Genomic DNA, 24,329 nt, shown 5'->3' on the forward strand with positions numbered 1-24,329 from the left:
CTATGCTGCCGGAACAACAACAGCGGATTTTGGGTTACTTTATCGAAGAAGCCAGGGATCACCTGAATACCATTGAGCAGGGGTTACTGAATCTAGAAGGTACCCTGAACGACCCGGAAATGATCAGTGAAGTCTTCCGGGCGGCTCACTCCATCAAAGGAGGAGCGGCGATGCTTGGATTGACTAGCATCCAGCATACCTCCCACCGTCTGGAAGATTGTTTTAAAGTTCTTAAAGATAATCCGGTTCAGATTGACCAAAAGTTAGAGTCTTTATTTCTTGGTGTATCTGATACCCTAAAATCGCTGTTAGAGCATTTGAGCGGGCCTTACGGTCTTTCTGAAGATGCAGCGAATACTTTGATGTCAGAAACAGAGCCAGTCTTTCAATGGTTGTATGAACATCTAGAACTACTTGTACAACAAGGAAAAAGTGGAGTATCTAGCAATCCTGACGCAACAGAATTACACACAACCTCTGTAGAGAATGTCTCCACACTTACAGAACTTTTCCTGCGGCGAGATATTCCTAGCTTGGCAGAAGACACCCATCAGGAATCTCCAGAAATATCTGTCTCAGTAGCACCTCAGCAGGTGCGAGACGCTAACGCTGCGCTATCGCCAGTCACCGCTAAAGAACATAATAATTGGGGCGAGTTTCAAGCCCAAGTGCTGCAAACACTGCGAGAAATGTTGCAACTGTTTAAGCAAACCACAACACCCTCAACTCGGCAAAACCTTCAACAATGCTGTTACCAGTTAGTCAAACTTGGTGAAACTTGGAATTTGTCCAAGTGGTGTGGTTTGTGTCAAGCAGCAGCTAGTGCGATCGGCAATCCTGAAAATAGTTATCTGACTTTAGCTAAAATTGTCATTACCGAAATCAAGCAAGCTCAAGAATTAGTCCTGCAAGGTAGAGAAGCTGAAATTGCAATTAGTCAGCAACTAGAAGCGCTTTTGAGCTTGGCAGAAATTGATCTGTTAGAAGTTACTCCTGATTTGTTTGATGAACAGTCTGCGGTTTTGACAGAAACTACGTCAGAGGCAATTTTTGAGGGGAACACCGAGCAGTTAGACCTAGCCCAAACAACCGAAGAATTTAATCTAGATAAAGATACTAGCGATAGCGCAGCATTAGTGAGTCCGCGAGCGTCTGGTTACGCCAACGTCAAAGGCGATCGCCCCTATGTTCAACAAGGGACACCACTCAACGCTGCAACTCACACTAGTTTTTCTTTCACCACACATGACGAAGCACATCCAATCAGTAACAATCTTGACCCCAATGGGCCAGAGGTAGGAATAGCTGAGTTAAATACCCTTGCCGATTTATTTGCAGGTGAGACTCCCGAATTAGATGAAAGTTGGCATCAAGAAGAAACTTTAGATATTGTTGCCAGCGATGATTTTGGAATTGATTTCAGCAACACTGACGCTGAGGATGCTCATAGCGATTTATCTGACTTACTCTCCTTGGATCAAGTAGCAACTACAGCCACGACGGAAGATTTATCCCTGTTATTTGGCGACAATTTCTTAGAAAAAGAGAATTCAGAACCGCAACATCAACAAACATCTGCTACGATTCCAGAGTTAAGTTCTATTAACGTACTTGATATAAATTTAGACTCTTCTTCCGAAGATTTACAAGAATTTATTGATATTCCAAGTGAGACAAACCAGCTTGCTGGTGTTAACAAAAACGATGTAGTTGAAGATTTATTGACACTGGCACTAGATGATACAGAAATATTGCCTACAGATGAAGTAACTCAACCAGAAACTGAGGCATTCGCCAATGTGGAACTATCGACCAATCAACCAAATAGTTTTGATAACTTATTCTCAGAAACTAGAAATGCAAATTGGGTAGAAGAAATTACCCCTAGTGACTATATAGAATTACCCCAGGAAACAGGGTTCTCTTCAGACAATCTGTTCGCTGAAATGGAAGAAGAGACACTACTGCCTACAAGTAAATCAGAAATCGTTGATTTATTTGATATATCTACAGTAACAACACCTGAATTCTCTCAATCAGAAAATGATCTGAGTAGCTTCTGGAATCAGGAAATTACAGAGGAACAGGACGATTTCAATTCCTTAATTGAGCAGAATGTAGAAAGGGCGTTAGAGGAGAGTTTGTTTGCTACAACTGATGATATTTTTGCTGACAGTCAGCAACCTATACCTTCTGATAGAGCTAGTTTCGGCTTGGAAGAATTGGATATCAATTTCCAGCACGAAGAGCAGCTAGATTTGATATTCTCATCAGATTCTGGAGATGATTTATTTGATGAATTAGCACAGAGTGAGTCAGCTATTTCCTCGGTAATCAGCAATACCTCCACGCCGGAAATGCCTTTTTTCACGCAGCATCTAGGGGAAGAAACTCTCAGAGCGCAACAACCAGAAGCTTTAGATTTTGCTCCAGAATTTACTCATCAGCCCTCAGAAATATCTGCTGTTGATCTGGAACTTGATTCATTCGGCTCTTTCGATGAAAATCCGCAACTGCTGTTTGAAGATGTAGCTACGGACTCAACCTATATTCAGATGGAAACCACAGAGAATACTGTGGATGAACTATCTCTTACAGGAACTTTAGATTCAGTCCAAGCACAACCAGATGATTTGTTCGGCTCTTTCGATGAAAATCCGCAACTGCTGTTTGAAGATGCAGTTACAGACTCAACCTATATTCAGATGGAAACCACAGAGAATACTGTGGATGAACTATCTCTTACAGGAACTTTAGATTCAGTCCAAGCACAACCAGATGATTTGTTCGGCTCTTTCGATGAAAATCCGCAACTGCTGTTTGAAGATGCAGTTACAGACTCAACCTATATTCAGATGGAAACCACAGAGAATACTGTGGATGAACTATCTCTTACAGGAACTTTAGATTCAGTCCAAGCACAACCAGATGATTTGTTCGGCTCTTTCGATGAAAATTCACAACTGCTGTTTGAAGATGCAGTTACAGACTCAACCTATATTCAGATGGAAACCACAGAGAATACTGTGGATGAACTATCTCTTACAGGAACTTTAGATTCAGTCCAAGCACAACCAGATGATTTGTTCGGCTCTTTCGATGAAAATTCACAACTGCTATTTGAAGATGTAGCTACGGACTCAACCTATATTCAGATGGAACCCACAGAGAATACTGTGGACGTATCTCTTACAGAAACTTTAGATTCAGTCCAAGAACAACCAGATGATTTGTTTGGCTCTTTCGATGAAAATTCACAACTGCTGTTTGAAGATGTAGCTACATCAACCTATATTCAGATGGAACCCACAGAGAATACTGTGGACGTATCTCTTACAGAAACTTTTTTAGATATTAGTTTTGGTGACACTTCAAATTCAGCCCAAACAAACTTAGAAAATTTTGAAACGGAAGAGAACAATAACTTAGAAACTGCTTTTGAATTACCAATAAACCCGGATTTGGACGACACACATCTGGGTTTTGCAAATGCTTTATTATTTACAGAAACTGCTCTATTAGAAGCAACAAACCAGCAACAATTAGAAGAAAACGCGGCAACAATTGATTCGCAAGATGTCAATGATTTCACACAAACGATTATTCAGGAAGATGTAGAAACCGATTTATATGATTTAGGAGAGATATCTGAATCTGTAACAGTGTCAGAGGACGAAAATGCTATTCTTGCCTCAGATGAAGAATTGGTAACTACAGAAACCGTCGAAGTAGTTGCTCCAGAAGATGATTTTGCAGACTTGGAAGCATTACTAGGAGAGGAAGTAGCACTTAACCCCAAAGCTACCTCAATACCAGAAGTAGATTTTGCAGCCCTGGAAGAATTGCTCGGTACAGATAACGACAGCAATGTCCACGACGGGCTACGCCAACGCCAACCCTTCAATACTCAACCAGTCTTGGCGAAAAATGACGTTCCACCACCAGCTATAGATGAATTTGGTGACTTGGAGAAGTTGTTGGCAGAAGCGGATCAAACAATATCCCATTCACCAGCAGCAAAATCGAACACCAGCAAACCTCCCCGTCCCTCTACTCGTCGGGCTGCAAGATTTGAAGAAACGATGAAGGTTCCAGTTAAGCAACTGGACGATATGAGTAATTTAGTCGGGGAGTTGGTGGTAAATCGCAATACCTTAGAGCAAGATCATGAACGGCTGCGGCAGTCATTAGATAATTTGCTGATTCAGGTACAACAACTCTCGGATGTGGGCGCAAGGATGCAAGAGTTGTACGAGCGATCGCTCTTAGAAGCCTCTTTATTAGCTGGACGCAAAAAGAAAGACTCTGGTTTACAAGCGCCTGATTTCAATGCTGATAGGGGTTTTAGTGAGTTAGAAATGGATCGTTTTACTCCCTTCCATACACTCTCACAGCAGATGATCGAACGCATTGTGCGAGTCCGTGAGTCGGCAAGTGATATTGATTTTGTCACCGAAGAAACCGAGCGAGTCGCAAGGCAGTTCCGCCAAGTAACTACCCAGCTACAAGAGGGATTAACAAGAGCGCGAATGGTTCCTTTTGCCCAAACTATTGATCGCTGGCGGCGAGGAGTGCGCGACAACGCTATCAAGTGTGGCAAACAAGTGGAGTTGGTAATCGAAGGTGGCGATACCTTAATTGACAAGATGATTTTGGATCATCTGACTGATCCATTAACTCACATGCTGAATAATGCGATCGCTCACGGTATTGAAACGCCAGAAGAACGACAAGCTGCTGGTAAACCACCTGTGGGAATTATTACTATCCGTGCCTTCTACCAAGGCAACCAAACGATCATTTCTGTAGGCGATGATGGCGCAGGTATCGATTCCGCCAAGGTTAAGGCTAAGGCGGTGAAGATTGGCATGATTACAGAAGCGCAAGCAAAAGCCATGTCTCGCCTGGAAGTCTACGATCTGCTATTCCAGTCTGGTTTTACAATCAAAGACCAAGCAGATGAAATTTCCGGTCGTGGTGTCGGTATGGACGTAGTGCGTTCTGAGATTAGCGAAATTCGGGGGACAGTGAACACCGATTCTGCGATCGGTAAGGGAACCACCTTCACGATTCGTCTACCACTGACTTTGAGTATTTGTAAAGCTCTCTGCTGCGTCTCCGATCGCTCCAGGATCGCCTTCCCGATGGATGGTGTAGAAGATACGCTAGATATACCAGTGAAAAATATTCAGCACGATGCCAATGGACAATCATTTATTTCCTGGCGCGATACAGTACTACCATTCCGACCCCTGAAAGAGCTTTTAACCTTCAATCGCCAAATCAGTCGCGGTAATGTCTATGGCGGTACGCGAGATGATGATATGGTTTCTGTGGTTGTGGTGCGATCGGCAAATACCTTGATTGCTCTACAGATTGACCTGGTGTTAAGCGAACAAGAAATTGTAATTAAGCAATTTGAAGGCCCAGCGCCTAAACCCATTGGTGTCGCTGGTGCTACAGTCTTGGGTGATGGTCGGATTATGCCTATTGCTGATGTGCTGGAAATAATTGACATCTTCCAGGGACGGATTTCTACACAAATGGGTGGCAATTCTTGGCAACAGAAAGGGGCTCCCATAGACACTTCTCCTGCGAAGATTGACCCGACAGTGCTGATCGTCGATGATTCGATTACAGTCCGAGAATTGCTATCCCTGACATTTAACAAAGCCGGTTATCGCGTAGAACAGGCGCGTGACGGACAGGAAGCTTGGGATAAACTCCGCTCCGGTCTGCCTTGCGATATCGTATTTTGCGACATCGAAATGCCCCGTTGCGATGGTCTGGAATTACTCTCTCGCATTCAGAAAGACTCTAACCTCAACCACCTACCGATCGCTATGCTCACCTCGCGGGGTGCAGACAAACACAGACAAATTGCAGCTCAACTCGGTGCTAGTGGCTACTTTACCAAGCCCTATCTTGAAGAAGCTCTCCTCGAAGCTGCGGCGCGGATGTTAAAAGGGGAAAAACTTGTTAGCACTACGAGCAATGTTTAGTTAGTAATGAAAAACTCCATCCCCTTTTGGGTGGAGTTTTGAGGTATAGGGAAGAGTTACTAATGCCCACGCCGACTTTCAATAAAAAATAATTACTCAGTTTGAATAAATAATCGAAATACACTATACATACATTTTTTGTGGCAAAACCAAACTAAGATAATTATCTTTCCAAATTTATCTGCTTTGGTTCATCTCACTTTTTGAGGATAATCCCAAAATAGCTCAAAATATTGCCTAAATGGCAACATTGCTCTGCTGAGTTTAGATACTGTCAGGTTAAGTTGATCCATTCTGGATTCTACACTTAGACTTAATCTTTCGATTACGTAAAGATTGTATAAAGTACTATACTTAATCTGCTTTTAGTACTGAATCTCAAATTTGCACTGTCATCTGCTCAACTTTATATATACGGGAGGAAGAAATTTGGTATACCTAATTATTGGTTTATACCAAAATCTACGTTAGAAAGAGAACAGATTAAACATCTAAGCAAGAGACACTATAACGATGCAAAACTACGTTATAGCCTTAAATAACACTGAAATTAGCTGTACATCAGCCGTAAAAACTAAATATGAAGCTTTTCTGTACTTGACTAGTGCTAGATTTAAGTTACTCTTAAAGCGGAATGCTTCATGTAAGAATCTACCCTGACAGAAGTGTATAAAGATATAGTTAAATTTAGCAATTCTGTCCGAGATTTTTAATTTGCAAACTGAATAGTTTGATACGGCGCTCAAAACCCTGATCTACTACCCTAAACAAGGTAGTCAATTAACGACTCAATATTATCTGTCTGGTAATTGTAGTGAATAGTTTACAATACCAGTGGATGAGAAAATCTAAAGAAAATATAAAAGAAACTCAAATGACTGTGGTGTCTGGAGGACAAAAGTGTTTCTGAGACTAGCACATCAACATCGACAATTCGTCCAAGACTTGGTAATGAACCTGCAAGCCTTGGCGGTCGTATTAGAGCGGCGCGGGTATCCTGCTTCTTGTTATACCTGTGGCGACCAAATGAATAGTGCATCGTTTATGGTTAGCCTGGGTGATAACCACCTGATTCGGTTTTTGGTGTCCGATTACGGGATTACTTGGACAGAAATGCGGGATGACCGCGAATTAATGAAGCTAGAAGGCGCAGAGGCAATTAGCCAACTGGACGAACTGGCTGATCTTGTCAAGCAATCTATGCAAACCGATACAGACTCTAAAATTCTTGCCAAGAAATATTAAGGTTCCAAAGGTCGATCGCAAATTAGAAATCGATTATCGGTAATTGGTAATGATGGCTTAGTTAGCGATCGCTCTCAGTCTGTTCTCCATTACCATCAAGTGATTGGCTCGTAGCCCATCGCCTATTTTTTTCTATCTGCTAAAACCTCACGAGCCTGATTTTGAGTTTTTAGCTGAAAGTTAAAACGCACTGTTAATCAGAATCAACATAATAATTAGTAATTACTAATTCATAATTCCTAACTAAAAAATAGGTTAAGAAAAATTGCAACTATCAAGCAACCAACATAATTATGCTTGGGTTCAAACCTGTTTACATAAAGAAATTATGAATTATAAGTCATGAATTATGAATTTTTAATGAATTTTCTCGGTGGCAATCAGCCACAAAGTTGAATAAGGCATCCTTTGACACAGATGGGAAACGGCCAACACCTAAAGTCCATTGCCAATTAAAATAAAGGATGCCCAGTAGTACGGGTGACTAAAATTACTCACTGCTGCCACGGGTATATTGTGGCTTCTTATTTTCCAATCTCCAGTAATTAATGAGACTTGAGCTTGTCGTAAGGTTTCAGCTTTAGTCAACTTATCGGTGGTAAGTATACCATAAAAAGCACTCATAAGCGCTTGTGTCCCACCATCATCTACAGACCACAGCGAGGCGATCGCGGCTCTTGCGCCGGTTTGTTGCATCTGATAGCCAAAGCCCAAAATTTCCTCACCATTACCTAACTTACCTCCCAAGCCGGTTTCACAGGCGCTCAACACTACCAAATCTACATGGGGGAGTGACCAAGTAGCGACATTTCTCAAGTTAACGCGATCGCCATTTCCGAATAAAATAAACGAATCTTCTGGTTTACCGACCACAAAGGCTGCATGAGTCGCTAAATGGACAATTGTATAATCATCCATTTGGGGTACAGCGACTTTGGGGCTAAAAGCATCGTCTAAAAGCTTCGTAGTTTCAGGAACCGTAGCAGCTAAATTTTCCACTTCTTGCGTTGCAAAGGGTAAACCAGCAAAAGCAACCTGTCGATTCCCAACTTTAATTTGATAATTGCCTTTAGTAAAAGCACCAGCTAAAACCCGCAAAGTAGATTCTTGTGGGGTATTTAAGTTAGTCAGACTGGCAGATGTAATGTGATTGACACCCAAACGCTGCACTAGCCATTGTTTGCCATCATATAAAGCAGTTAAAGGAATATAGCGTAACTGCTCATCTGGAGCATAAATCAGAGTTTGTGTACCTGATTGCTTCAAGTCTTTTTCTATAGGTTTAATTAGCCAGTCATACAATTGGCGTGCAGGTGCTTTGATATTTCGGCTGGGATTGATTAAAGCTTGGCGGAAAGTACCAATTGTTTGATGGAGATTTTCGCGTTTTACAGCAACGGTGCGATGAATCGGTGGGGATTCAGGAGTGACTAATACCAATTCCAAGCTATCTTTTAAAATCAGTGGATAGAGGATTGCAGATTTTTGAGGCAATCTCGCCAAATTATCCCGAAGTTCGTTGAGATTCTCCAAATCTAAATTTTGCCGCCTAGCTGTACGGCTAATTTGCTCTATCTGTGCTTTCACTGAAGGACTATTAATAAATTCGTTAAATTTATCCAAAAGTTGCTGTTGATTTAAGACTAATTGCTCAATGCGTTGTTTCTGTTCGAGCGATCGCTCCTTGGGAGAAATTTTCCGTAGTTTTGTCAGTTCTTTACCCAACGCAACAGCACTATCCAAAGTTTGATCCAACTTTTGCTTAATTGGTTTTTCTGTAGCTGCTATATTAATACCTTTAACAGTACGTTTATTACCTGGCACAGTCTGGAGATATTCTTCTAGTTCTTCAACTTTGAGTAAATCCATTGTCCTTTGTGCTTCAGCAACACGTTCTTGTTTGAGCAATCGTTCACCCAAAATCCGATATGTCTGGCTAACAGTTATGCTGTAAGCATTTGGTTGTGGCGCACTCAGTGCTGATGGATTCAAGCGAGCTTTTTCACGATTAATTAAGCAATGCTTGTAGAAAAAAATTGCTAACTCTGGTTGATTTTGAATATCAAATAAGTAACCTATGTTACTGTAGGTTTTGCCAAGTCGAACGAGATCCCCAAGTTCTCTATTAATTAATAGGGCTTGCTGATAGGATTGAAGTGCTTCAGGATACTTACTTTGACTTTGGTAGATTCTGCCGATGTTATTGAATGTTACCGCTTCCCAAGAGCGCTCTCCACGTTCTCTAGTAATGGCTAGTGCTTGTTGTAATCTCTGCAACGCTTCTTCCGATTGACCTTGCCGAGATTCTTTGATAGCTTCTTCATTGAGCCTTTCAATTTCTAAAAGCTGATTATTCTGGGGTAAAGCTTGAGCTTTTTCTCCAAAGTTATATTTCAACCTTGTATTTGTACTTACCTGGTTATTGTCTGGGTATGCCATCCCAAAACCGAGTAAACTAAGTATAGTTAAAGTAATAAGACTAACATACCGGAGATTAGGCTGCATAACAAAACACTCCCTATACTCGGAAGTGTAAATATTAAATCAATTAAGTTATGGAACGCAATGAATTTTTATGCTATTCCATATTTGGAAAATTTATAGGTGCTTAGAAAAGTGAAAATGTCACAAGAAAAATCCAGCCAACCAAAATTACCACCCACCACTGCCCTTGACAATCCATCAAGTCATGAATTTGGGAATTGGTTTGAATATCCTCTAAGAGTGCAACCCCACCACACTGACTATTCTGGTGTTGTCTGGCACGGTTCTTATCTAGCTTGGATGGAAGAAGCGCGGATTGAATGCTTGCGATCTATAGGGATTGAATTTGCTGATTTAGTTGCGATAGGTTGTGATTTACCCGTTGTAGAACTGTCGTTGCGTTATCATCGTTCAATTCAATTGGGTATGGCAGTGGTAGTAAAAACGCGCATGGCTGAGGTAACAGGTGTCCGAATTAATTGGGATTATGCCATTGTCTCAACTGATGGACAAGAATTATACGTTACTGCCAAGGTGACTTTAGTAGCTTTAGATCGCGAAAGAGGCAAGATTATGCGTCAGTTGCCGCCAAGTTTTAAGGATGCATTAGCCAAGATTTCAGCATTAAATAATGATTGAGCAGTACGCTGTATCAGAGTTTAACTATCCTTAATAAGTTGCTAAAGTAGGGGCAATTCATGAATTTCCCCTACTTGTCTAGTTATTTTGTGCTGAATTTAATTAATCTTACTTTTTACTTGCCGCTTTGGATATTTGATAAACTTTGAGTAAACTGCATGATGTGATGCCAAATATCTTGTGGAGTAATGCCAAAACTAATGTTTAATAAAATCAGAATTGCGGCAATGGTTAATGCGTTCTTCAGAGTGGCTTTCAACAACTTCCACAATATTACGAAGACAATCCAAGCTACAATCAACGTAGCAATCATAATATATAAATTCCTTAACAATAGCCCTTACCTGAGAGGATATTTATTCAGGAAGGGTAATTTTATCTGAACTAAAAATTACTAGTGCTAAAGCTATTAGACCTAATTTGGAATAGCTACTAAAGCCAAGATTTTTTGTCTGACTGTGCCAATGTCATATTATCTGAAAATGAGACAATAATTCAGATGAGAGGCAACTTATTTGGCAATTTGGCAGAATTTATGCAATATTTTCTATCGGCAAGCTTGTATCAATAATTACAACAATATAATAGTTATATTTTTATAAGGATATATCCTATTTGATTTCTAAGAATCAAAAGGCTCAAAGTAGAACGTATGACCACAAAGATATATACCAAACTTGGAAAGTGGTACAGCCTAGTATATTTATTGTTGGTTGCCCTAGCTTGTGCAACTGGTGCAATGATAAATTGGATTATAACTCGAAGTCAGACTGCTAGTGGTGAGACATCTTTTGCTACAACATTTTTTCTAGCGATCGCTTCTGTCGTGGCGGTTGCCGCAATAGTTGGAATATTTCAAGAAAAGATGTGGGCAAAATGGATTACACTTGGAATCTATAGTTGGTATATTTTTGGTAATATTCATTCAATCATCCAGCCATCTTTATTAAGCTCATTGGGAACAGATGCAAGAGGCTTTAAAGTAATGCAGCTAATCGCTTTACTTTTCCCGGTTTTAGGAATTATTTTCTTATTAGAAAAGCCAAAGACAAATGTCTCTAGTTAATCAATAGTTTTTTCAGATAAAGAATCTAGTAACGCATGGTAGAGGATGGAAAAAAATGAATTTAGCAGTTAGCCTTCAGGCTAATGCTGAAGGCTAAATAAGAAATGTTCAAGAACCAGAAAATCAGCTTTTTGAGTATCTGAGTAAAGGTTTTTATCGCACAGAAATTATGCGCGGGTGAGCTTCTAACTTTTCAGTAGCTGTTAAAACTTCTTGTCTTGCCCATTTATCTGCTGCCAAAATGTCATCTAAAGAGGGATTTGCCCGGTTATCATTTTGATGGTGATCGCACACCCATTCGATACACCGGGGAATATCTAAAAAGCGAATTTTTTCATCTAAAAATAAAGCTACAGCTTGCTCATTTGCAGCATTTAACACAGCTGGCATCGAACCACCAGCTTTACCCACAGCATAAGCCAACTGCATACAAGGATACTTTTGGTGATCTGGTTCTCGGAAGGTTAAATTTCCAGCTTTGACTAAATCTAGTCGTTCCCAGTTGGTATAGATGCGATCGGGCCAAGATAGAGCATACAGTAAGGGTAAGCGCATATCCGGCCAACCGAGTTGGGCTAAAACGGAAGTATCTTGCAGTTCAATCAGCGAGTGAATAATGCTCTGGGGATGAATGACAATTTCGATATTGTCATAATCCAACCCAAACAGGAAGTGAGCCTCAATTACTTCCAGTCCTTTATTCATCAAAGTAGCAGAGTCTACTGTGATTTTCCGCCCCATCGACCAATTAGGATGCTTGAGAGCGTCAGCAACGGTTACATCTGCTAACTTTTCTACATCCCAGTCTCGGAAAGCCCCACCAGATGCAGTCAGCAAGATTTTTCGCAAGCCAGATTTTGGCACACCTTGGAGACATTGAAAGATTGCCGAATGTTCGGAATCGGCTGGGAGTAATTTTACACCGTGTTTTTCAACTAAGGGTAGAACCACAGGGGCCCCAGCAATCAGGGTTTCTTTATTTGCTAAGGCAATATCTTTACCAGCTTCAATAGCTGCGATCGTGGGTAGCAAACCAGCACAACCAACGATCCCAGTGACAACAGTTTGAGCATCGCCATAGCGAGCTACTTCTATCACTCCAGCCTCGCCTGCTAGTAAAATCGGTTGGGGATCGAGGTCAATGAGTGCTTCTTTGAGCGCTGGTAATTTATCTTCTGAGCAAATTGCTGCTATTTTCGGTCGAAACTGCCGAATTTGAGCAGCCAACATCTCTACATTGTTACCAGCTGCCAATCCCACAATCCGAAACTGATCTGGGTACTGAGTGACAATATCTAAAGTCTGAGTACCGATAGAACCAGTGGAACCAACAAGAGTAATCGCTTTCACAATTGCTTAAGGATTTACAGACAACTCCCACTATAAATTGCTGGGGACTCTTTAATAACAGCAATGACTATAATCGATACACTGACGCAGACAAGGAGAGACGCGGGGATAGGAAGATCAGGGAAATTTACCCATACTTTCCTGGCTGGGTCAACCCCAATCGGTGATTTTAACTCGATAGACTGCTAGCCATAAAGTACTAAATTTGCTCAACTTTCATATAACTAGACAAAAAATGTACTTATAAATACTATATTTTTAAAGATGAACTTCTAGAGAATTGGCAAAAGTAACCAAATAGGAAATAATTTCAATTAATTGCTAATTTGTCCAGTTTGTTAATTATGTTGGTGGAGGATTTAATATGCAAAATATTACTCATAAATTGCTGTGTTACAGCCATAGGTAAAAGGATGCAGAAAGGAGTTTGTTGAAGCACTCAACCCTATGGTCAAAGTTCAAATAGTTATAAAAAAAGTTTTATGGAAAAATGATTTCCTATTTCCAGCAGCAATATGGCTTGCCAGTCGAATATTCATCTGGACTGCTATGTTGCTGGTTGCGCCAAAACTACCATTACCACCAGAGGAATTTTTACCCCGTTTTGGCTGGGAGGTTTTTGATGCCTGGGATAGTATGCATTATCGAGCGATCGCAACTTCTGGATATGAATTTGTGAATGACGGTAAGCAACATAATCTTGCCTTCTTTCCCCTGTTTCCCTTAAGCATCTGGGTTTTGATGAAACTGGGCTTGCCGTTTGAATTAGCAGGTACGTTAGTCAACAATCTGGCATTTTTCGCAGCGCTTTACTGTTTGTATTTTTGGGTTAAGGAGCATTATGGTATCAATGCGGCGCACTGGACTGCTGCTGTAGTTTCTTTATATCCATCATCCATGTTTACGGGGGTGGTTTACACAGAGGGGCTGTATTTGTTTTTGAGTACATCGGCTTTGCGGGCGTTTGATCAAAAGCAGTATGGCTGGACTGGGCTTTGGGGAGCGATGGCGACAGCAACACGTCCTACAGGTATGGCACTAATTCCAGCATTAGCGATCGCAGCGTGGAAAGAACGCCGACCACCCATAGCCTATATTGCTGGTTTTGTTACCGCTATTGGCATACTTCTATTCAGTTTTTATTGTGCGATTTATTTTGGCAACCCTTTAGCTTTTATCGAAGCACAACGAGGATGGCGGCCCAATCTGGGGTTTGATTGGCAGGGTTGGTTAAATATGCTGATGCAAATTATAGTTGGCACAAAAAACTGGCAATATGGTTGGATTCAAAAACCATCTGGTGGGATTGCAGACCCCTGGTATCTATTGTTATTAGGCGTGATTGTTGCCAGTGGCTATCTTTTATGGCATTTCCGTCAACATTTGAATTTTGTGAAATTATTCTATGGCTTTTATGCTTTACTCTTATCTCTGTTGCTCCTAGCAAGCGAAGAGTGGATCAATAACTTGCTCAACTTATTCATGGTCTTGGGTGGTGGCTATGTGTTATGGCGCTTACGCACGCAACTGACCGCAGTTACCGTTATTTATGGCTTTTGCGGTATTGGTTTGCTGCTAGCTTCGGGAGGTACTATCTCCTTGAGCCGTCTCGCTTATGGTATTGTGCCTTTGAATATAGCCATTGGTGTGCTGCTATCTCGCCATCCTCGTCAGGGATATTTAATCTTGGGCGCTTTTATGACACTACTAGCCAAAATAGCTGTAGGATTTGCCCAAGAACGTTGGGTTGGTTAGAGGTTTGATTCTTTATTGGTGAGAAGTTGAATTTAAATTCCCTAATGAATGTATCCAATCAAAGGAAGATAGCCCTAGCTGCATTATTTATCGGTGTAGGTGCCATATCTTTTGGCTCTATTTTCGTGAAACTGAGCGAAACTCAACTCAGCCCCAATGCCACTGTATTTAATCGTTTGTGGCTTGCTAGTGTGTTCTTCTTGCTCTGGAACGGATATAAGGCTATACGTCAGCGACTTTCCTTAGACAAACCTGAAGAACAGCAATTTTACACCACCCAGGATCTCTGGCTATTGGGAAGTGCTGGGATATTTTGGGCTGGCACTTTAGTCTCTTTGGCTTGGTCACTAACTGAAACTAGCGTCGCCATCTCTAGTGTTTTACATAATCTTGCCCCCATATTTACCAGCTTAGGGGTGTGGCTGTTATATCGTAAGAGTTTTGAGAGCCAATTCCTGATTGGGATGGTCATCGCCCTTGGGGGAGCGATCGCTATAGAATTTGAGGAGTTGCAAATTGCCACAGACGAAGTTCAAGGGGGCTTTGCTGCGATCGTTTCTGCAATTTTCTTGAGTGTATATCTGCTAATCGTAGAAAAATTACGAACTAAATTTTCTCCAGCCACAATCCAGTTGTGGATCAGTGCGATTAGTGCCCTAATTATCTTACCCATACTTTTGTTTACTCAAGATCAGCTTTTCCCTTCTACAGTCAGTGGGTGGCTATGGGTCATTTCCTTGGCGCTGATCTGCCAAGTTTTAGGTCATGGGCTTTTGACCTATTGCCTGGCCAAATTTTCCTCTGTGGTTGTCTCATTGGTGCATCTGTTAGAGCCAGTATTTAGCGGTATTTTCGCTCTGATAATATTTTCGGAAAAATTGACTTTCTCAAATTGGGTAGGTTTCGCTGTAGTTTTAATGGGTTTATACTTAGCCGTATCTAGCCAAGGTGTTGTTAATTTCCCGATCCAGAAATCAGTCACAAATATAGTTAACACTTTCGTTAAAAGTATGACGAGCAAACTGTCATTACTAAAGCAACAATTCTCCGAAACACCAGCTTTATTAGGAACTGCATCATTATTATTTGCCCTAATTCCTATATCTTTAGCACCATCTCTGACTAAATTATGTCAACAAGAAATTGGTGCAAATGCTGTAGTATTTCATCGCAGTTGGATCGCCACAATTGTCTTTGCCCTGTGGAATTTACTTGAAGCTTTCCGCAGCCAACAGTCTGATAATGAACCTATAGAAAATGAGCCTTTTACAAGCCAAGAAGTGTGGCTATTGTTGGCAATGGGAACCTCTGCTGGAACCTACCTTCTTTTATGGGCTTGGTCGCTGAGTCAAACGAGTGTTGCTAATGTTGCTTTACTCTCTAATTTGAACTCCTTATTTGTTGCTTTGGCTGGATATGTGTTATTCGGTCGGCGCTTCGATAACAGATTCGTGATTGGACTGGTCATAGCCTTGGCAGGAGCGATCGCATTTGAACTCAATAAGGTGCAATTTGCAACTGATCAAATACTGGGTGATACCTTAGCATTGTTAACTGCCATTTTTATGGCTACGTGTATGCTGCTGATAGAACGACTCCGAACCCGTTTTAGCACCGCAACTATCATGCTGTGGCGCTGTGGAGTGACAACGATGTTTCTACTACCCGTACTCCCATTTCTCGAAGATCGACTGTTACCCTATTCCTGGACGGGTTGGTTTTTCATCATTTTCCAAGCCCTCTTCTGCCAAGTATTGGGTCAGGGACTTTTAGCTTATAGCCTCAGCAGAATCTCCTCAAGCGTCGTCGCCGTCACACTTCTCCTCGAACCAGTCTTGGCTTCCATTTTTGCTTGGTTCATTTTTTCAGAACAGGTCGGTTTGTTTGACTGGGCAACTTTCGCCGTAGTTTTAGTGGGTATCTATCTAGCGCAATCTAGCCAATCCACTGTTCAAATAACAAACGAAGGATCTTAGTATAGAGCTTCCGGCACGCTGAAGCGAACGCTAATACACAAAAATCATGAAAAATCAATAGTTTTAACCCCACGAGATGGGAAAATTTTTTGTAGCCGCGATTTCTAATCGCTTTCTCTTGATTTAATATTTCGACACCGCCAACTTGACTGATACAATTTATAACGAAAACTTCCGGCAATACATTATTAAAATTGGTGAAACATCAGTTCAATAGGCTGTTAAACTCTTTCCCATCCCAGGTTAATAGATACTTTACTATTGGTATTATATTAGCAGTGGTAATTCGATTAGTTTGTGTTCCGAGTAAATCGCTTGATTATAAATATTTTTTAGAGCCTTGGTATGATTTCATTGCATCTCATGGCGGCTTCAGCTCTCTAAAATATAGTTTTGCCGATTACACACCCCCTTACCTCTACTGGATTTTAATCTCTGCAACCCTGCTGTCTGGATTACCGAAAATCTTCGCCATCAAGCTTTTTGCTATAACTGTTGATTTTCTTTGTGCCTTTTTTACTTACAAAATTGTCAAACTAAAATACCCAAAAGGGAAAATACCAATTTTTGCTTTTTTGACAGTTATATTGAGTCCAAGTGTTATTTGTAATAGTGCAATTTGGGGACAATGTGATGTTATCTATACAACAGGATTGGTTGCCTGTATTTATTTTTTATCTCTTCAAAAACAAGTTTTAGCATTAATTAGCTTTGGCATAGCACTTTCTTTTAAGTTCCAAGCTATGTTTTTAGCACCTTTATTATTAATAATGTTGCTAAAAAAAAGAATTTATTGGTATTATTTACCATTGATTCCATTAGTATATGTAGTTTTAATATTGCCAGCTTACGTTGCAGGCAGACCAATGTCAGAATTGCTGCTAATATACTTTAACCAAGCTAATAAATATAAAGAACTCACTAAAAATGCACCTAATATTTATCAATGGATTCCCAGTAATTTTTATAATATTGTTTTTCCTATAGGTTTAGCCTTAACTATATCTGCGATATTTTTATTTGTATACATTGTCTATAAAAGTAGACTAGAAATTACTCAAGATAGACTGATACACTTAGCGACAATATCAGTTTTCTTTATGCCATATATCCTACCCAAGATGCACGACAGATATTTCTATCCTACCGATATATTTTCTCTTATCTTTGCCTTTTACTTTCCTCAATATCGTTGGGTAGCTATCGTAGTACAAATGTCATCATTTTTTGGCTATTTGGGAACTCCTATATATATCCAATTGTTTTCTATACCTTTAGGTTTTACACTCTGGTTTGTTGTGCGAAATTGTGACATGATTTATCCAAAATTAAAAGCTGAATTTTTCTAATGCATCATTTCTAATGCATCAATTAAAAGTTAATTTATCTATTTAAAAGAAATGAATGTAGAGAAAAAAATTTTGCCGGGTGGCTTATTTTTTGTCATAGCAATGTGGTTTTCTAGTAGGCTTTTAATAGTAATCGCTATGTTACTGATTGCCCCATTATTTCCAAGTTCATCAAATGGCGTTATTGCCACATTCAGTTGGGATGTTTTTCATGCTTGGGATAGTGTTTGGTATGAGAAAATTGTGACTTCCGGTTATGATTTCTCTAGTGAAGTAAAGGAAATTCATACAGTTGCATTTTTTCCTTTATTTCCATTGTTAAGCCGGATCGTTATGTTCACTGGCTTGCCTTTTAAAGTGGCAGGTATATTAGTTAATAATTCAGCTTTTTTAGCTGCCTTAATCATACTTTATTTTTGGGTGCAGGAGCTTTACGACACAAGCACAGCACGATGGGCGACAGCTACTTTAGCATGGTGTCCTTATTCTCTTTATGGAACTGTAATTTACACCGAAGGTCTGTTTTTGTTGTGTACCACATCTGCTTTACGAGCTTTTGATAAAAAGCAATATATTTGGGCAGGATTCTGGGGAGCATTATCTACAGCGACGCGATTACCTGGAGTTGCTCTTATCCCAGCTTTTCTGTTTGTTTCTTGGAAAGAACGTAGAGGCATAAAAGCCTATATTGCCAGTTTAACTGTTGGTTTGGGTATATCCCTGTACAGTCTTTATTGTCAAATTAAATTTGGCGATGCTTTGGCTTTCATCCATGCACAAAAAGCATGGCGTGGTGATGCAACAGGGTTTGCTTGGGAAGGTTGGTGGAAGATACTGATGCAAATTACAGTAGGTTTCACTAATTGGAAATCTGGTTATATTAAAGACCCTTTATATCCGTTATTATTTTTAATAATTATTGGTAGCGGCTATTTATTATGGCACTTTCGTGTATATCTGGGGATGAGTAAATTCCGCTATGGAGTATATTTTTTATGGCTATTGTTGTGGTCATTGACAGGAGATGAATTATTTAAAATTGCACTAGTTTTTGGCGGTATCTATTTACTATGGTTATCACGAGATAAAATTCCTCTTGTTACTGTTGTCTATGGGTTTTCTTCCTTCGCTTTAATTTTAAACACCGGGATTACAGCCTCGGCTGAACGTTACGCTTACGGTATTGTATCGCTGTCAATGGCATTTGGATTATTACTTGCCCGTTATCCTCGTTGGGGATACCCAATCATGTACTTTTTTGGAATACTAATGTTCACATTTTCTATTCGATTTGCCCGCGATCTTTGGGTAGCTTAGGCTTAATTCTGAATTCTGTTTTGTTAATTTTTGGTAATTAGTGTAAATCCGTTAGCTGTGCCTATAATTTTACTACCAGTTAAATTTATTTGCTGTAAAGCCTGATTATCTAATAGCAAATAAGATTTATTAGATAGCATTTTTTGTAAACGCGGCACAGTTGTAGCAGTTACCTTGCAATCACTATAAAAATCTAAACTAGGACGACCATAAGCAAAAGAAGTATAAATTTGTGTTCCTGGTAAAACATTTGCCCGAATTAATTCCGCTACTGGTTTAACTGGAAAAGCTTCATTTAATTCCCAAATCCAAGATTGCGAACTTACCAACAGGGTTAGCACTAAATACATCCCTGTAAATAACACTGGAATAAAGTTGCGATCGCGCTGTTTAACTAGCCATGCTGCGATGCCCATACTTATTACCAAAACAATGCTCATGACTATCAAAATAGGCTGTTTCTTAATAAAAAAGTAAACACAACCCCCTAAACCAGCAACAGAAATAATAGCCAAAAATATTGTCCAGGTTCGCACTCGAAAATTGCCATTCTGCCAAACTTCACTTAAATTAGCACCAATTGCTAAGGCTAAAAATGGATATACAGGCATCACATACCACGGAAGCTTAGTTCTCATAAAAGAAATAGTTCCTAAGTAAATAATTGTAACCAAAAGAACTAGAGAACCCCAAGTTTCATAACGTTTTTTCCAAGCTAGATAAAGCCCTCCAGGTAAAAATAACAGCCAGGGAAAACTATATTTGAGTAATTCTAATAAATAGTACCAAACAGGCCCACTATTACCTTCAACAGTTTGTGTAAGACGGTCAAAAGCTTGTGCTTGAAAATGCACCTCTAAAAAAGTATTACCATAATGTTGCCATTGAGCAATATACCAAGCGATCGCAGGAGCATTTCCTAACAAAATTCCCACCCAAAGATAGGGGCTTTTCAACAAAGCTAATTGCCGATCTGCAAGCAAGAATAAACAGGCGATCGCCCCCAATAGTAAAACTATCGTTCCCTTAGTCAGAATAATTAACCCCAGACAAAATCCCATGCCTAGAGCATATTTTCGGTTCTGACGTGCCTTTAAAAGACAAAATAACAACAATAAGAAAAAAGAAATAGTCATCCCATCTAACATTGCCAGTCGTCCATGACGCACCACAGGCAACATTGTCAAGTAAACTAAAGCAGCAAATAAAGCAGGTAAATTTTGCTTAAAAGCCAAACGCCCTACTAAGTAAAGCAAAGGCACACCCAAAGCAGTTAAAATCGCACCAGGTAAGCGTGTGGTTAACTCTTGCACTCCTCCTAGTTGGTAGCACAAAGCAATTAACCATTGCATCAAAGGCGGTTTTAATAAAAATGGTTCTCCCTGAAGGGTGGGATAAAGCCAGTTACCAGTCCGGTAAATTTCTCTGGCAACTAGAGCATAAGTACCTTCATCCCAATCTCGTAAAGGGGAGTTTCCCAAAAATATCAGCCATAGAACTAGAGATATTATTAGTAAGCTAAATAACCATTCTTTTTCTGTGAACATGGCTGTTCTTTTTATGAATAGCTTTACAATATTTGTGCGATACATTTAGGGCTAATTTTCGTAGTGAATAATATTGCTAATTATGTCTCTAAAATACTCACAATAAATACTTTTTTGATGGTATGAGGAAAAAACTGAATAAGTTTGGTTATCTTGGTTTGATCCAAAAATGTTGAATGCTGATACAAAACTTTACATAAATAGTTATACTAATTATCAAAAGCCTAAATTAGTCAACAAAATATCATCTCCTCAAACCAATGAACATAACTGATTTTTTGACACATACAAGATTGTAAATAGCGGAATTTATCTAATAGTGTATATCCCCATTGTGCGGGAATAGATACAAGCTGTAAAATCAAATAAGCTATCAAGCTAACATAAATTTGTATGGTGATACCATTGACGTTTTTGGTAATTAATTTGTCAAGTTTTAAGTGCATTTTTAAAAACTTCCACAATAGTTCAACGCCCCAACGTAATCGATAAATATCTCTAATTTCATCATCATCAACAGCTGCATCTCCCGACTCTGGTAAATTAGTTACTAAGCGAAACTCAGTTTTCGTTTCTAAATCACAAAAATTAATCACTCTATAAGCTTGAGCATCATCAGATGCACCAACTTTGATTAATCCAGTCACATCGTCAAACTCTAGTTTCCAATTGTTTTTAATCCGCAAAACAAAGTATTTGTTTTCTTGTACCAATTCTTGGATAAACTTTAATCCCGCGAAGCCTCTATCCATGACCCCAACAGCATTAGTTGGTAGACTAGACATCATTTTAGAACCAAATTTATAATCATGGTCATGTCCAAAGTTGATGAAGTTATCTTCTGGAATTCCTGTAGATAAATTCAAAGAACTAAAAAGTTTAACTTGATGATGACCCAGAAACCATAATAATTTACTTGTCAGGGTAATAATTGTTGAATCAATAGGACAAATAGCGTATTTATCATGTAACTTTTTGTGAGTTTTCTTCTGTACTACTTCATTCAATTTCTGATAAACTTCTTGAAAAGTTTTTTGGCTACGGTGAGAATTCGCTTTGGAAAAAGTAGAAATGTCTACATCAAATCCTGTGTTATTTAATCTTTTAAATAAATCTCTCATACTTGTTAAACTGTTATCCAGGGCATAAGATAGCCAGCACTCAAAGAACAAACGACTGTTCAATACTGGATAATCATTTTTTGGCAGTCCTCTCAGGATACCTTTGACAATTTCGGGAAATGAATTTATAATCACAATCAAACTAATATATTTTAAGCCTTCGCCCAAAATTACCATATTTTGGGTTATTTTTATCGGATTTTTTCTAACATTCAACACTTCTGGGTATCATCCTAGAGTGTTTAGAAGGTAAACCAGATGAGTAATCACATTAAGAGTCTATGCTAACAGCACAACCTATCACTATTGATTTGTTTGCTGGGGCTGGCGGCTTTGGTCTAGGTTTCGAGATGGCAGGTTTCTCTGTTCCTTTATCCGTTGAGATTGATACCTGGGCTTGTGATACACTGCGCCATAATCGCCCTAATATGACAGTTATTCAACAAGATATCCGTGATTTAAACACTGCAAGTAGCGTTAAGGATATCTGTCACTTCAAGCCGGATATTGTTATTGGTGGGCCTCCATGTCAAGGTTTTAGTATTGCCGGCCCAGCACAAAAAGATCCTAAAGATCCTAGAAATAGTCTATTCATTAACTTTGCTGAGTGGATATGTTTTCTCGAACCTAAAGCTTTTGTAATGGAGAATGTTAAAGGTTTACTTTCGCGCAAAAATATTGAAGGTAAAAAGGTAACAGATATCATTAAAGAAACTTTTGAAAATCTAGGATATTTTGTAGAAGTATGGTCATTAAATGCTGCTGAATATGGTGTGCCACAAATTAGGGAGCGTATTTTTATTGTTGGAAATAAAACAGGAAAAAAATTAGGTATTCCTCCAAAAACACATTCTTTAGATTTATTACATATCAATAGCTCTCAATTATCAATATTTGCTTGCATGGGTTTACTTCCTGCCATAAGCTTGTGGGATGCTATATCAGATTTACCACCACTGAATGCACGTGAGGGTGAAGAGAAACAACCTTACATTTCAGAACCTCTCAATAACTATCAAAGCTGGATCAGGAATTGCAGTACAACACTTTACAATCATGTTGCAATGGATCATTCCCAGAGGCTTGTAGAACGCTTCAAACACATTAAATGGGGTGAATCAAGTTCAGACGCACCAAAAGAACATGGGGCTAGACGGCGTAGTGGAAATGGAGAGTTATCTGAGATAAATTATGACCAGAATAACCGACGTTTAAATCCATATAAACCATCACATACAATAGCCGCTTCATTTTACGCCAATTTTCTTCATCCTTTTCAGCATCGCAATTTGACAGCCCGTGAAGGGGCACGTGTTCAATCTTTTCCTGACACTTATCGTTTTCTAGGGAAGAAGACTGTTGTATCTCACAAATTATTACATCGAGAAGAGAGATTCGACGAGAAGTTTCTTTGCCAGTACAATCAGGTAGGTAATGCTGTACCACCTATTCTTGCTAAAGCGATCGCACTTCATCTTCAAGAGAAATTAGAGCTATGCCCAAAAGCGATAGGAACCCTTTAGTTCACGGCTCTAATCTTGAACAAAAGGAGAATCACCGCACAAAATACAGGGATGTTGACAGTAAAAAATATCTCAGTGAGATTAGAGCTGAGTATGACAAGTGGCATTCCGCTAATCTCGAATTAGTTGGGCCGACATCAACACTTACTGCTCAAGATGACGCAATTATTGCTACTAGGGTAGAACTTCTATCAAAATATAAGGACTTTTTAGACCAGCAGCACTATGCTGAGAAGTTTGATTCTCGATCGAACCTTCACTCTAGCGTGCTAGAGGAATTTCTCTATTATCTGTTTAAAGATTTAGTCAGAGACTTTGGAGAAAATGCTCTCATCGGCAAATCACATACATTCAAAGATATTTTCTTTGTACCGCCAAAATACTCTGAGATGCTTAAGCGACCGTATGCACGTATTGAAAAGAAAGATCATGACTTTGTAATTGGAGCCACTATTCAAGTATCATTTGAAGCAGCAACCCCACCGGAGAAAGATGAAAATCCTGGGGAAGTACTGCCACTTCTTAAAGAGGAACCGGAAAACTACTCTGAAGTTACAGTTACAGGAAACACCGAAACGCACATTTTCGATATTCCAGTTGTTGCAATTGAATGTAAAACATATCTCGATAAAACTATGCTCGAAGGTTCATCACGAGCAGCAGAGGACTTAAAGGCAAGAAATCCAAATAGTTTATATGTTGTACTTATGGAGTGGATTAAGCTGACCAGTGATGTCAATCTTCGCAAGTACAAGGTTGACCAAATTTACGTACTACGTCAGCAAAAAAACACTGACCGAGAATTTAGATATGAAGAAAAATATGTTAAAAATTCAATTAATCCAGTTGTAGTTCAACATCTATTCCATAAAGTGCGGAAGCATCTGAAAATGGACTGGACTGGCGGAATTGAACACGGTATAGAACGTGGGTGGCTAATTGACGAGTAGCTACT

Annotated in this window: 15 protein-coding genes; 10 read left to right on the forward strand and 5 right to left on the reverse strand. The window is 39.5% G+C overall.

From position 1 onward, the window contains the following. Positions 1 to 2 precede the first annotated feature (2 nt). Positions 3 to 6,002, forward strand: coding sequence for a response regulator (locus ACFFRD_RS11295; RefSeq protein WP_392481523.1), 6,000 nt, complete (start codon positions 3 to 5; stop codon positions 6,000 to 6,002). 900 nt (positions 6,003 to 6,902) lie between these two features. Then, on the forward strand, positions 6,903 to 7,247 hold the full coding sequence (locus ACFFRD_RS11300) for a DUF1815 family protein (RefSeq protein WP_012412199.1): 345 nt from the start codon (positions 6,903 to 6,905) through the stop codon (positions 7,245 to 7,247). A gap of 435 nt (positions 7,248 to 7,682) precedes the next feature. Here the strand turns inward: ACFFRD_RS11300 and ACFFRD_RS11305 are convergent, their stop codons facing one another. Next, a complete protein-coding gene (locus ACFFRD_RS11305; protein ID WP_392481525.1) occupies positions 7,683 to 9,752 on the reverse strand; it encodes a CHAT domain-containing protein in 2,070 nt (689 codons plus the stop codon). A 117-nt stretch (positions 9,753 to 9,869) separates the two neighbouring features. Here ACFFRD_RS11305 and ACFFRD_RS11310 point away from each other — a divergent pair, with 117 nt between their 5' ends. Next, a complete protein-coding gene (locus ACFFRD_RS11310) occupies positions 9,870 to 10,370 on the forward strand; it encodes an acyl-CoA thioesterase (RefSeq protein ID WP_392481526.1) in 501 nt (166 codons plus the stop codon). A gap of 115 nt (positions 10,371 to 10,485) precedes the next feature. Here ACFFRD_RS11310 and ACFFRD_RS11315 read toward each other — a convergent pair whose 3' ends face one another. Further along, entirely contained in the window at positions 10,486 to 10,683 is a 198-nt protein-coding gene (locus ACFFRD_RS11315; RefSeq protein WP_114083805.1) for a hypothetical protein, read from the reverse strand. 339 nt (positions 10,684 to 11,022) lie between these two features. Between ACFFRD_RS11315 and ACFFRD_RS11320 the strand changes: the two genes are divergently transcribed. Further along, positions 11,023 to 11,436, forward strand: a complete 414-nt coding sequence (locus tag ACFFRD_RS11320) for a hypothetical protein (protein ID WP_392481528.1) — start codon at positions 11,023 to 11,025, stop codon at positions 11,434 to 11,436. 153 nt (positions 11,437 to 11,589) lie between these two features. Here the strand turns inward: ACFFRD_RS11320 and dxr are convergent, their stop codons facing one another. Next, positions 11,590 to 12,786, reverse strand: coding sequence for a 1-deoxy-D-xylulose-5-phosphate reductoisomerase (gene dxr, locus ACFFRD_RS11325; protein ID WP_392481529.1), 1,197 nt, complete (start codon positions 12,784 to 12,786; stop codon positions 11,590 to 11,592). Positions 12,787 to 13,233: 447 nt separating this feature from the next. Between dxr and ACFFRD_RS11330 the strand changes: the two genes are divergently transcribed. From ACFFRD_RS11330 to ACFFRD_RS11345, 4 genes are all read left to right on the forward strand, one after another. Further along, on the forward strand, positions 13,234 to 14,541 hold the full coding sequence (locus ACFFRD_RS11330) for a mannosyltransferase family protein (RefSeq protein WP_392481530.1): 1,308 nt from the start codon (positions 13,234 to 13,236) through the stop codon (positions 14,539 to 14,541). 44 nt (positions 14,542 to 14,585) lie between these two features. Further along, entirely contained in the window at positions 14,586 to 16,517 is a 1,932-nt protein-coding gene (locus ACFFRD_RS11335) for a DMT family transporter (protein ID WP_392481531.1), read from the forward strand. Between the two features lie 278 nt (positions 16,518 to 16,795). After that, complete coding sequence (locus tag ACFFRD_RS11340; RefSeq protein ID WP_392481532.1) at positions 16,796 to 17,866, forward strand: hypothetical protein; 1,071 nt, start codon at positions 16,796 to 16,798, stop codon at positions 17,864 to 17,866. Positions 17,867 to 17,917: 51 nt separating this feature from the next. Beyond that, on the forward strand, positions 17,918 to 19,183 hold the full coding sequence (locus ACFFRD_RS11345; RefSeq protein WP_392481533.1) for a hypothetical protein: 1,266 nt from the start codon (positions 17,918 to 17,920) through the stop codon (positions 19,181 to 19,183). 23 nt (positions 19,184 to 19,206) lie between these two features. Here ACFFRD_RS11345 and ACFFRD_RS11350 read toward each other — a convergent pair whose 3' ends face one another. Further along, positions 19,207 to 20,730 (reverse strand): ArnT family glycosyltransferase, encoded by a 1,524-nt coding sequence (locus ACFFRD_RS11350; RefSeq protein ID WP_392481534.1) that lies wholly within the window; start codon positions 20,728 to 20,730, stop codon positions 19,207 to 19,209. Positions 20,731 to 20,963: 233 nt separating this feature from the next. Next, positions 20,964 to 21,986 (reverse strand): IS4 family transposase, encoded by a 1,023-nt coding sequence (locus tag ACFFRD_RS11355; RefSeq protein WP_392483049.1) that lies wholly within the window; start codon positions 21,984 to 21,986, stop codon positions 20,964 to 20,966. Between the two features lie 146 nt (positions 21,987 to 22,132). Between ACFFRD_RS11355 and ACFFRD_RS11360 the strand changes: the two genes are divergently transcribed. Both ACFFRD_RS11360 and ACFFRD_RS11365 read left to right on the forward strand, forming a co-directional pair. Then, positions 22,133 to 23,374: a DNA cytosine methyltransferase gene (locus ACFFRD_RS11360; RefSeq protein WP_392481535.1), complete on the forward strand. Its 1,242-nt coding sequence runs from the start codon at positions 22,133 to 22,135 to the stop codon at positions 23,372 to 23,374. Beyond that, positions 23,347 to 24,324, forward strand: a complete 978-nt coding sequence (locus ACFFRD_RS11365) for a Bpu10I family restriction endonuclease (protein ID WP_392481536.1) — start codon at positions 23,347 to 23,349, stop codon at positions 24,322 to 24,324. The genes ACFFRD_RS11360 and ACFFRD_RS11365 overlap by 28 nt, the downstream gene beginning before the upstream one ends. Positions 24,325 to 24,329: the final 5 nt, after the last annotated feature.

The organism is Nostoc sp. C110 (assembly GCF_043099725.1).
Taxonomy (GTDB): Bacteria; Cyanobacteriota; Cyanobacteriia; order Cyanobacteriales; family Nostocaceae; genus Nostoc; species Nostoc muscorum_A.